Source organism: Cellulomonas biazotea (assembly GCF_004306155.1).
Lineage (GTDB): Bacteria > Actinomycetota > Actinomycetes > Actinomycetales > Cellulomonadaceae > Cellulomonas > Cellulomonas biazotea.
This window is the reverse complement of record NZ_BIMR01000130.1, coordinates 1-10,431: the sequence shown is the minus strand read 5'-3', so window position 1 is coordinate 10,431 and position 10,431 is coordinate 1. Positions and strand designations below refer to the sequence as shown.

Sequence of the window (10,431 nt, the reverse complement as noted above, 5' to 3'; positions counted from 1 at the left end):
CGCCCGACCACCGTGCGGTGGTCGGGCGGGCCGTCTGGTGCGCGCTCGGCGCGTCGGTCAGCGTGTGACGCGGACCGTGACCGGGCTGCTGGTGCTCGTCGCGACGTTCGGGTCGCTCGGCACGAAGGTCGCCGTGTAGGTGTGCGTCCCGACGGCCGCGTCGCGCGGCACGGTGCCGATCGCGACGCCGAGCACGACGGCGTGGCTGCTCACCACGGTGGTGCCCTCCCGGATCTCGACCTTCCCGGACGGGATCCGCAGGTTGTCCTGCACGACTCCCGCGACGAGGAACGTCGGCAGGATCGAGCCCTGCTTCTGCGTGCTGCGCGACGCGACGAGGCCGGTGCGCGTGCCGACCTGCTCGACGGTCACCGTGACGGGGTCGGACTGCGACCCGGCGACCTGGTCGTTCCCGGCGAAGACGGCGACGACCTGGTACGTCCCGGCGGGCGTGCTCGCCGGCAGCGTGAGCCGGGCCTTGCCGTTCTTCGCGAGCGTCGCCGAGCCGAGGACGGTGTCCCCGCTGACGAACTCGACCGTCCCGCTCACCGGGGCGTCGGACGTGACCGTCGCGGTGAGCTTGACCTTCGCCTTGCCGAAGACCTGGCTGTCGGGCTGCGCGACGAGCGTCGTGGTCGACGACGGCACGCCCTGCTCGACGGTCAGCGGCAGCGTCACGGTGGTCCCGCTGGGTGCGGCGACGAGCGTGAGGACGCGCTCGCCGGGCTCCGTGCCCGCAGGCACGGTGACCGCGACGCTCGCGGCCCCGCCCGTCACGGTCGCCGTGCCGATCGACTGGCCGTCGAGCCGCACGTCGAGCGTGGTGTTGAGCGGCGAGCCGAGGCTCGTGAGGTCGAGCCCGGTGACGTCGAACGCCAGGTCGGCGCCCGCCTCCACCGTCGTCGGCACGTCCGCCAGGCCCACGGCCTGCCGCGCGAAGTCCGGCGACAGGTTCGGGTGCGCCTGGAGGTACGCGATCCAGGCGTCCCGGTCGATGAGACCGGAGTCGGCCGTGTCCGCGCCGTCGGTGAACACCCGGAAGTTGTCGCCGCCCTGCGCGAGGAACGAGAACGTGCCGATGCGGTACTCGGCGTCCGGGTCGAGCGGCTCGCCGTTCACGGTGACCGACGTGATGTGCGACCCGAGGGCCGCGGCGGGGTCGAACGTGTAGGTGACGTTCGACGACAGGCCGAGCTGCAGGTACGGGCGGCTCGGGATCGTGCCGTCGGCGTTGGTCTGCCACTGCTGCTCGAGCATCGTCTTGACCTGGTCGCCCGTGAGGGTCGTGGTCCAGAGGTTGTTGACGAACGGCAGGACCGCGTTGGCCTCGGCGTAGGTGATGACGCCGTCGGGCGCGTAGAGCAGCTCGTTGCGCATGCCGCCGGGGTTGACGACGCCGATGTCGGCACCGCCGCGCTCCGGGGAGGCCAGCGTGTCGAGCAGCGAGTTCGCCACCAGACCGCCGAGCGTCGACTCCTTGGACCGGTCGTCCCGGCCGGTGGTGGGCAGCGGGCCTGAGCCGACGTAGACGCCGTTGACGTAGGAGCCGCCCGAGAACGCGGTCGTGATGTCCGCGGTCACCGAGCCGACAGCCTGGTTGCCGACCTCCGCCGCGAAGGCGAGCGCCTTGACGACGATGTCGTTGACCTCGGCGACGCGCGGGAACGTGCTGATCAGCGTCGCGTCGGCGTCCGTCGTGCGCGGCACGTTGGTCTGCGTGTGCGCCGTGACGTCGTCGGTCTCCGGGTCGTACGTCAGCACGACCTTGCCGATGAACTCGCCGTACGAGCCGGTCTGAACGATCGGCCGGGTGCGGTCCTCGTCACCGGGGACCGGTCCCTCCCACGCGTACTGCTTGTGCGTGTGGCCCGTGAAGATCGCGTCGACCGCGGCCGACGTGTCCTCGACGATCGCCGCGAACGCACCGCCCGCTGCGACCTCCTCCTCGAGCGTGGCGCCGTCGGGCGTGCCCGCGCCGGCCCCCTCGTGGTACTCGGCGACGACGACGTCGGCCTCGCCGTTCGACGCGTCGCCGTCGGTGAGCTGCGCCGCGACGCGGTTGACCGCCTCGACCGGGTCGCCGAAGTCGAGCATCGCGACGCCGGCCGGGGTGACGAGCGTCGGGGTCTCCTCGGTGACGGCGCCGATGACGCCGACCGTCACGCCGCCGAGCTCGAGCAGCGCGTACTCCGGGAGCGCCGGCGTCGTCGTGCCCTTCTGGTAGACGTTCGCACCGAGGTAGGTGAAGTCGGACGCGGGCACGACGCGGTCCGTGAGGTCGCTGAACCCCGCGTCGAACTCGTGGTTGCCGACCGTCGACGCGCGCATCTCGAGCGCGTTGAGCACGTCGATCGTGGGCTGGTCCTGCTGGACCGCCGACGCGAACAGCGACGCGCCGATGTTGTCGCCCGCCGACAGGAACGCGACCGGGCCCGGGGCCGCCGCACGCTCCTTCTCGACCGTCCCCGCGAACTTCACGGTGTTGGCGTCGATGCGCCCGTGGAAGTCGTTGATGTTGAGGAAGGTCAGGTCGACGGGACCCGTGTTGGTGTCACCGGCGGACAGCCCGACGACGACCGGGTCGTGGTCGGACGAGCGGTACACGTCGTCGGCGTAGAAGAGCGTGCCGTGGTAGTTGTACCGGCTGTACTCCAGCGCGATGGACTCCTCGGCGTTGATCTCCCACACGTCCGCGCCGGTCGCCCGGGCGAGGGCCGCCTCGTTGAGCAGCACGTGGTCGAGCGACCCCGACAGCCCGGAGAACGTGTACGACCACTGGCCCGGCGCAAGCTGGTCGACGGCGTCGACGTAGCCGGCGTCGTACAGCACCTGCAGCGGGTCCTCGTGCGTGTAGGCGTTGAAGTCGCCGACGAGCGCGACGGCCTCGGTGTCGCCCTGGATCGTCGGCACCCAGTCCCGCAGCGCCGTGGCCTGACGGACGCGCGACTCGTTCGACGCGCCCTGCCCGTCGCCCGCGTCCACGTCGCCCGGCCACGGACCGGCCGAGCCCTTCGACTTCAGGTGGTTGACGACGACGAGCACGGGCTCGCCGCCGTCGGTCGGGGTGAACGCCTGCGCGATGGGCTCACGGGCGTTCGCGAACGCCTGCCCGTCGGCGCTCTGGTCGCCGAGCGCGCGGGCGTCGCCGGTGCGCTCCACGGCCGCGGTGCGGTAGATCAGCGCGTTGGTGATGGTGTCCTGCAGCGAGGTCGCGGGCAGGTCGGCCGACGAGGGCACGAACGCCCAGGTCCCCGCGCCCGCCTCCGCGTTGAGAGCGGCGACGAGCGTGCCGAGCGCCTCGTCGGCGACGCCGTCGACGACCGCCGAGTTCTCGATCTCGAGCAGGCCCACGACGTCCGCGTCGAGCGCGTTGATGGCGGCGACGATCTTGTCCTGCTGCCGCTCCAGGTCCGCCGGGTCCCACGCGCCGCGCTGGTTGCAGCCGGTGTCGACCGTGACGGGGTCGCCGGTGCGGTCGCGGAACGGGACGCAGCTCGCGCCCTGGGCGCCGAGCGTCGTGAAGTAGTTGAGCACGTTGAACGACGCGACCTGCACGTCGCCGCCGACGTCCTGCGGGGACGCCGTGCGGTCGTTCTCGAAGGTCGCAGGCGCGGTGCCGCCGGCCACGTACTGGCTGGTCGGGTTGAGCTTCCACGCGTTGTTCCGGTAGTCGACGACGACCGGCGCGGTGAACGTCGCCGCGGCGCCGACCCGCACGGGGTTCGTCAGCGACACGTACGGCGGGGTCTGCGACTGGTTCGCCGCCGACAGGAAGTTGGTCGTCGCGCCGTCGTCGAGCACGACCCCGCGGGCCGCGTTGTCGGTCACCGCGGCGGCGGCCTCGGGCGAGCCCGGGCGACCGACCTCGGTCGGCTGGATCAGGGGCGTCGTCCCGGCCGCGAGGCCGACCTCGCCGTACTGGTTGGTCGAGAACGTGTTCGCGACGGTGAACTCACCGGTCGGCTGGAACAGCATCGACTCGATCGCCTCGCGGCCCTCGGCCGTGGTCGGCCAGCCGCCCGTGACGGGCGTGACGGTGCCGGGCGTGGCGAGCTCCTCGAGCCCGCCCGCCGCGACCGTGATCTCGGTGAGCCCGTTGAACTCGCTGACGGCACCCGTGACCTGGACGTGGTCGCCGATCGCCACGGACCCGACGGTCGCCGACGAGAAGACGAAGACCGCGTCCGACGCGGTGCGCGCCGGGTCGAGCGGGCCGCCCGTGCCGGCCGTCTGGATCACGTACCCGTTGAAGCCGCCCGTCGGGTAGGCCGCGGTGACGACGCCGGTCGTCGTGACGGTCGTGCCCTGCAGCGGCGAGGCCCCGCCCGTGCCCTGGATCTCGGCGATCGTGTACTCGCCGTCGCCCGGGTCGGTGCCGCCCTCGGACTTCTGCGGCGTCGGCGCGCCCGCGGTGAAGTCGGCCGCGTTGTCCGCGGTGTTCGCGTGCGTCACGCTGCGCGACACCGAGGTCGTGTTCGACGGGGCGGGCGCGGCGCCCGTGCCGGCGAAGTCGCTGGCCGTCGTCCCGTAGCCGACGAAGTCGACGACCGCGGCCTGGTCGGAGCAGTCCGCGCCGCACCCGGCGAGCGCGGTCGACGTGCTGGTCAGCGCGACCTTCCCGGCGGCGCCGCCCATGAGGATCGCGCCGTCGACGTCGACCTCGAACGCGGCGCCGTTCGCGCCGGAGCCCTGCCCGACGAGCAGGTACCCGCCCGCCGCGACCGTGGTCCCGGGGGCGAGGACCGTGGTCTGCCACGACGTCCCGGCGGCGGAGGCGTACTGCACGGCCCACCCGCCGACGGCGACGTCGGCGGCGCCCGGGTTGTAGAGCTCGACGAAGTCCCGGTTGAACGGGGCGCCGGAGTTGCCGCCGCCCCCGTACACCTCGTTGATGATGACGGCGGCCCCGGGGGACGGCGCCGCTGCCGCCTGGGTCGCCGCGGCCAGTGACCCGGCCGCTGCCAGCACGAGGGCCGCGAGGCCCCCGGTCGTCGATCTCACTCCACCGTGCACGGCGGGCTCTCCTTCGTCGGGGACGCACAACTGCGGTCCGCCTGGTGGGCGGACCGACCTCACTCTCACGGTTCGTCCGTTTCGCGGCAACTACCCGTCGGTAACCTTTTGGTGAACTCGTCCCACGACCGGCGGCTCGGCCACCGGGCGCGACCGTGGCGCCCGCGCGCGACCGTCGAGCCCGCTCGCGAGCTGGAGCCGGACGCACGACGGCCCCACGACCGCGGGGTCGTGGGGCCGTCGTCGCGCAGGCCTGCGCCGCTCGTCAGGCGCGGAGCGTCGCCCCGAACCGGCGCTGCGCCTCGGCGACGACCGCCTCGCGGACGCCCGCCGTCTCCTGCGCGGTGAGGGTCCGGTCCGCCGCCCGCAGGCGCAGCGAGAACGCGAGCGACGTCGTGCCCGCGGGGATCTGGTCCCCCACGTACACGTCGAACAGCCGCACGTCCTCGACGACGTCACCGGCCGGGCCGGCGGCCGCACCGACGCGCACGGCGTCCAGGACGTCGGCCGCGGGGACCTGGCTCGGGACGACGAGCGCGACGTCCTCCTTCGCGACGGGGAACGCCGAGACCGGCAGCGCCTGGAGGGGCTCGCCGGACGCGGCCGCGAGCAGCACGTCGAGGTCCAGCTCGAACGCCGCCGCCCGGGCCGGCAGCCCGAGCGTCGCGACGACGTTCGGGTGCAGCTCGCCCGCGTGCCCGACGAGGGTGCCGTCCGAGAGCGTCAGACGCGCGCAGCGGCCCGGGTGCCACGGCAGGTGCTCCGCGTCGGCGGTGACGACCAGGTCGACGCCCACGACGTCGGCGACCCGACGGGCGGCCGCGAGGGCGTCGGTGTGGTCGGCGCGCCGACCGGGCCCCCACCACCCCGCCGCCTCGACGGCACCGGCCAGCACGCCCGCGACACGACGCGGCTGGGCGGGCACGGCCGCGTCGAGCGCCGCGAGGTCCGCGTCGCTCGGCCGGACCCCGCCGGGCAGCCGGGGTGCCGCGGGGGCGTCGGCCGCGGGTCGCGTGACCAGGCCGATCTCGAAGACCGCGAGGTCGCTCTGGCCGCGGCTCACGTTGCGCCGCGCCGTGTCGAGCAACGTGACCAGCAGGTTCGTCCGCAGCGACGCGTGCGACTCGGTGAGCGGGTTGACGAGGCGGACCGTGCGCCGCCGCTCGTCGTCCGCGGGCAGCCCGAGCGCGTCGAGCTGCTCGGTCGCCACGAACGGGTAGCTGAGCACCTCGACGAAGCCCGCCTCGGCGAGCGACCGCGCGACCGACCGGCGCGTGCGCTGGCCGTGCGTGAGGCCGCGCCCGGCCGGGGCGACCGGCAGGGTCGACGGGATGGCGTCGTAGCCGCGCAGGCGCGCGACCTCCTCCACCAGGTCCACGGGGACCACGAGGTCCGGCCGCCACGACGGCACGCGCACCTCGACGGTCCCGTCGCGCTCGTCGCCGACCTCGCAGCCGATCGCGTCGAGCGTCTCGCGCACCTCGTCGGCCGTGTACGGCACGCCGACGAGCCGGCCCGGCAGGTCGAGCGGCAGCACGAGCGTCGGCGGCGCGGTCGTGCGGTCGACGTCGGTGAGGACCGCGTCGACGACCCCGCCGCCGTGCTCCACGAGGAGCTCGACGACCTTCGCGACCGCGACGCGCGGCAGGCGCGGGTCGACCCCACGCTCGAACCGCTTGGCGGCCTCGCTCGAGAGCCGGTGCCGGCGCGCGGCGCGCGCGATCGTGACCGGGTCGAAGTGCGCGGCCTCGATCAGCAGGTCCGTCGTGCTCTCGCCGACCTCGCTGTCCCCTCCGCCCATGACACCGGCGAGCCCCAGCACGCGCGCCGCGCGGGCGCCGTCGGGGCTGTCCGTGATGAGCAGGTCCTCGGGGTCGAGCACCCGGTCGACGCCGTCGAGCGTGACGAGGCGCTCCCCCGCCCGCGCGCGCCGCACCACGACGGGCGCGGTGACCTTCGCGAGGTCGTACGCGTGGGTCGGCTGGCCGAGGTCGAGCATGACGTAGTTCGTCACGTCGACCGCGAGCCCGATCGGCCGCATGCCCGCCTGCGTGAGCCGGCGCTGCATCCACTGCGGCGACGGGTCCTGCGCCCGCACGCCGCGCACGACCTGCGCGACGAACCGGTCCGCGCCGGGCACGCCGTAGATCGGCGCGGCGTCGTCGATCTCGACCTCGACGCCGCCCGTCGCGGGCGCCTCCTGCTCCGGCGTCGGCAGCGCGTGGTCCGTGAACCGGGCACCCGTCGAGAGCGCGTACTCCCGCGCGACGCCACGCATCGAGAAGCAGTACCCGCGGTCGGGCGTCACGTTGATCTCGAGCACCTCGTCGCCGAGCCCGAGCAGCGCACGGGCGTCCGTGCCGACCGGCACGTCGATGCCGAGCGTCGACAGCACGATGATGCCGTCGTGGTCGTCGCCCAGGCCCAGCTCGCGGGCCGAGCAGATCATGCCGTCCGACACGTGCCCGTACGTCTTGCGCGACGCGATCGCGAACGGGCCGGGCAGGACCGCACCCGGCAGCGCGACGACGACACGGTCGCCGACCTCGAAGTTGTGCGCGCCGCACACGATGCCGCGCGGCGCGCCGCCGGGCTCGTTGTGCTCCGGCCCCACGTCGACGCGGCACCAGTTGATGGTCTTGCCGTTCTTCTGCGGCTCGGGCGTGCGCTCGACGACCTCGCCGACGACCAGCGGGCCCGACACGGCGGCCGGGTGGACGGCCTCCTCCTCGAGCCCGACGCGCACGAGGTCCGCGGCGAGCTGCTCGGCGGTCAGGCCGGCGGGGACGTCGACGTGGTCGGCGAGCCACGTCAGGGGAACGCGGGGCATCAGATCTCCGTCCCGAACTGCGTGGAGAAGCGCACGTCGCCCTCCACCATGTCGTGCATGTCGGCGATGCCGTGGCGCAGCATCAGGGTCCGCTCGACGCCCATGCCGAAGGCGAAGCCGGAGTAGACGTCGGGGTCGACGCCGCACGCGCGCAGCACGTTCGGGTTGACCATGCCGCAGCCGCCCCACTCGATCCAGCCGGGCCCGCCCTTCTTCTGCGGGAACCACAGGTCCATCTCGGCCGACGGCTCGGTGAACGGGAAGAACGACGGGCGCAGGCGCGTGCGGGCGTCGGGACCGAAGATCGCCTGCGCGAAGTGGTCGAGCGTGCCCTTGAGGTGCGCCATCGTCAGGCCCTTGTCGACCGCGAGGCCCTCGACCTGGTGGAACACGGGCGTGTGCGTCGCGTCGAGCGCGTCCGTCCGGAACACCTTGCCGGGGCACGCGATGTACACCGGCAGGTCACGCTCGAGCAGCGTGCGGGCCTGGACCGGCGACGTGTGCGTGCGCAGCACGAGCCCCGACTCCGGCGGGTCGACGAAGAACGTGTCCTGCATCTGCCGCGCCGGGTGGTCGACGCCGAAGTTCAGCGCGTCGAAGTTGAACCACTCCGCCTCGAGCTCGGGGCCCTCGGCGATCTCCCAGCCCATGGCCACGAAGATGTCGGCGATGCGCTCCTGCAGCGTCTCCAGCGGGTGCCGCGCGCCGCGCGGGTGCCGGCCGACCGGCAGCGTCACGTCGACGGTCTCCTCGACCAGGACACGCGCGTCACGCTCGGCCTCGAGCTGCGTCTGCCGCTCCGCGAGCGCCTGCTGCAGGCGACCGCGGGCCGCGCCCAGCAGCCGTCCTGCGACGCCCTTGTCGGCGGGCGCGAGCCCGCCGATCGCACGGTTCGCGAGCGCGACCGGGCTCGTCTCCCCCAGGTGCGCGAGGCGGGCGGTCTTGAGCTCGTCGAGGTCGCCGGCGGCGGCGAACGCGGCGAGGGCGGCCTTGACGGCGACGTCGATGCCGGCCTCGTCGAGCGGGGACAGAGGTGTGTCGGTCATGCGGACCTTCCAGGGGAGTTCCGGAGCCCGCGTCCGCACCGCGGAGGACGGGCCCTGACCGGGCGCGCGACAGCGCACCGGCCAGCAGGGAAGTCTAGTGGCGCCCGTCCCGGGCCCTCGCGCCCGTCCGCTCGTCGGCGGTCAGGTCACGCGCGCGTCAGCGCAGCCCGTGGACGGGCCGCGGAAATCGGCGACCACCGGCCGCCCGTGCACGCGCTGACATGCGAGCCATGCTGCCACGCCGGCCGGACCGCCGACCAGCCGATACGTCAGCCGGCACCCCACCCGAGGCTGCACACCTCGGTGGCACGGCCGTCCGCGACGACCTCGGCACGCCACCCCCACGTCGGCGGGAACGGGCCGAACGCGTCCCACGGCACCGTGCGCACGAGGCTCGCGGGCGCACCCTCGGCGTCCACGACGCCCCCGTCACGGACCGTGAGGCGGTCCTCGAACGTCACGACGCCGTGCTCGTCGTGCACGGTCGAGACGAGGACCGTCCCGTCGGGCGGCGCGGGCGACGCCAGCGTCCACGCGACGGTCGCCGCCTCGTGCGACGTCGCGCGGGACAGGCCGAGCCGCGTCTCCTCCGTGCGTGGGGGCAGGTCCAGCGCCACGCGCTCGACTCCCGCGACACCACGCAGCGGTCCGGCGCCTGCCGGGACCTCGCACGGGTGCGACTCACCGCCCCACCCCCGCGACCCCGGCACCGACAGGAGCAGCGCCGCCCCGCAGACCACCCAGGCGCCGGACGTCACCCAGAGCCGCTCGGTCGCGAGCCCCCGCGTCGACCGGTGGACGTGGTCGAGGAGCACGTCGCTCGCCACGACGCTGTCCGCCCAGGTGCGTCGACGGGCGTGCCACAGGGGCCGCAGGTACCCGACCAGGAGGATCGCGTCGAGCACGTGCGCGACCTGGCGCAGCACGGTCAGGACCGGCCCCAGCGGACGGCCGTCGCGCTCCCGCACGACGACGATCCCGACGACCCGCTTGCCGGGCGTCGCGCCCGTCCAGGCCTGCAGCGCGAGGAGCAGGCCCAGCGCGAGCACCGCACCGCCCGAGAGCGGTCGTGCGTCCCCCCACCCGACGCCCACGACCCACCCGGGCAGCCGCCCCACCGGGCCGTCGGCGAGCAGGAACGCGGCCGCCGACAGGATCGCGGTGTCGAGCAGCGCGGCGACGACGCGACGGGGCAACGACGCGAACGGGTCGGGGAGGTCGACGACGGGGCTCAGACGTCCCGGCGGGGCGAGCGTCGTCGTCATGGCGGTCATCGTGCCAGCGCCGTGACCTGCACGTCAGCCGAACGGGAAGGTTTCGACGACCTCGTACAGCGGTCCCCCGCCACGCCCCGCGCCGGGGTGCGACGCGACCAGGAGCACGGCGTCGACCCGCCACGACGGCCCCTCGTACACGGCGAGCGCGCGGGCGACGCCGCGCGCGACGTCCTCGTCCGACGGGACCGCGGCCCGACCCGGCGCGTCACCGCCGGGACCGTGCCCGCGCGCCGGGCGCGACGACCCCCGGCGCGGTGGCCGAGCC

The 10,431-nt window shown here is 74.4% G+C and carries 4 protein-coding genes and 1 pseudogene; all 5 read right to left on the bottom strand.

What is annotated here, in order from left to right:
- Nucleotides 1–57: 57 nt before the first annotated feature.
- Entirely contained in the window at nucleotides 58–5,013 is a 4,956-nt protein-coding gene (locus CBZ_RS09800; RefSeq protein WP_130781377.1) for an ExeM/NucH family extracellular endonuclease, read from the bottom strand.
- Between the two features lie 265 nt (nucleotides 5,014–5,278).
- Nucleotides 5,279–7,843 carry a phenylalanine--tRNA ligase subunit beta gene (pheT, locus tag CBZ_RS21505; RefSeq protein WP_218022744.1) on the bottom strand — a complete coding sequence of 855 codons (2,565 nt, stop codon included), beginning with the start codon at nucleotides 7,841–7,843 and terminating at the stop codon, nucleotides 5,279–5,281.
- On the bottom strand, nucleotides 7,843–8,889 hold the full coding sequence (gene pheS, locus CBZ_RS09785) for a phenylalanine--tRNA ligase subunit alpha (RefSeq protein WP_130781376.1): 1,047 nt from the start codon (nucleotides 8,887–8,889) through the stop codon (nucleotides 7,843–7,845). The genes pheT and pheS overlap by 1 nt, the downstream gene beginning before the upstream one ends.
- A 269-nt stretch (nucleotides 8,890–9,158) precedes the next feature.
- The gene (locus CBZ_RS09780; protein ID WP_165446720.1) at nucleotides 9,159–10,154 is read right to left on the bottom strand and encodes an RDD family protein; all 996 of its coding nucleotides are present in this window, start codon (nucleotides 10,152–10,154) and stop codon (nucleotides 9,159–9,161) included.
- A 33-nt stretch (nucleotides 10,155–10,187) separates the two neighbouring features.
- Nucleotides 10,188–10,431, bottom strand: a pseudogene (locus tag CBZ_RS21760) (RNA 2',3'-cyclic phosphodiesterase); the annotation flags it as partial.

Excerpts from the sequence above, each read along its gene's own strand:
- pheT (WP_218022744.1), bottom strand. The coding sequence starts at position 7,843 with ATGCCCCGCGTTCCCCTGACGTGGCTCGCCGACCACGTCGACGTCCCC.
- pheS (WP_130781376.1), bottom strand. The coding sequence starts at position 8,889 with ATGACCGACACACCTCTGTCCCCGCTCGACGAGGCCGGCATCGACGTC.
- CBZ_RS09780 (WP_165446720.1), bottom strand. The coding sequence starts at position 10,154 with ATGACGACGACGCTCGCCCCGCCGGGACGTCTGAGCCCCGTCGTCGAC.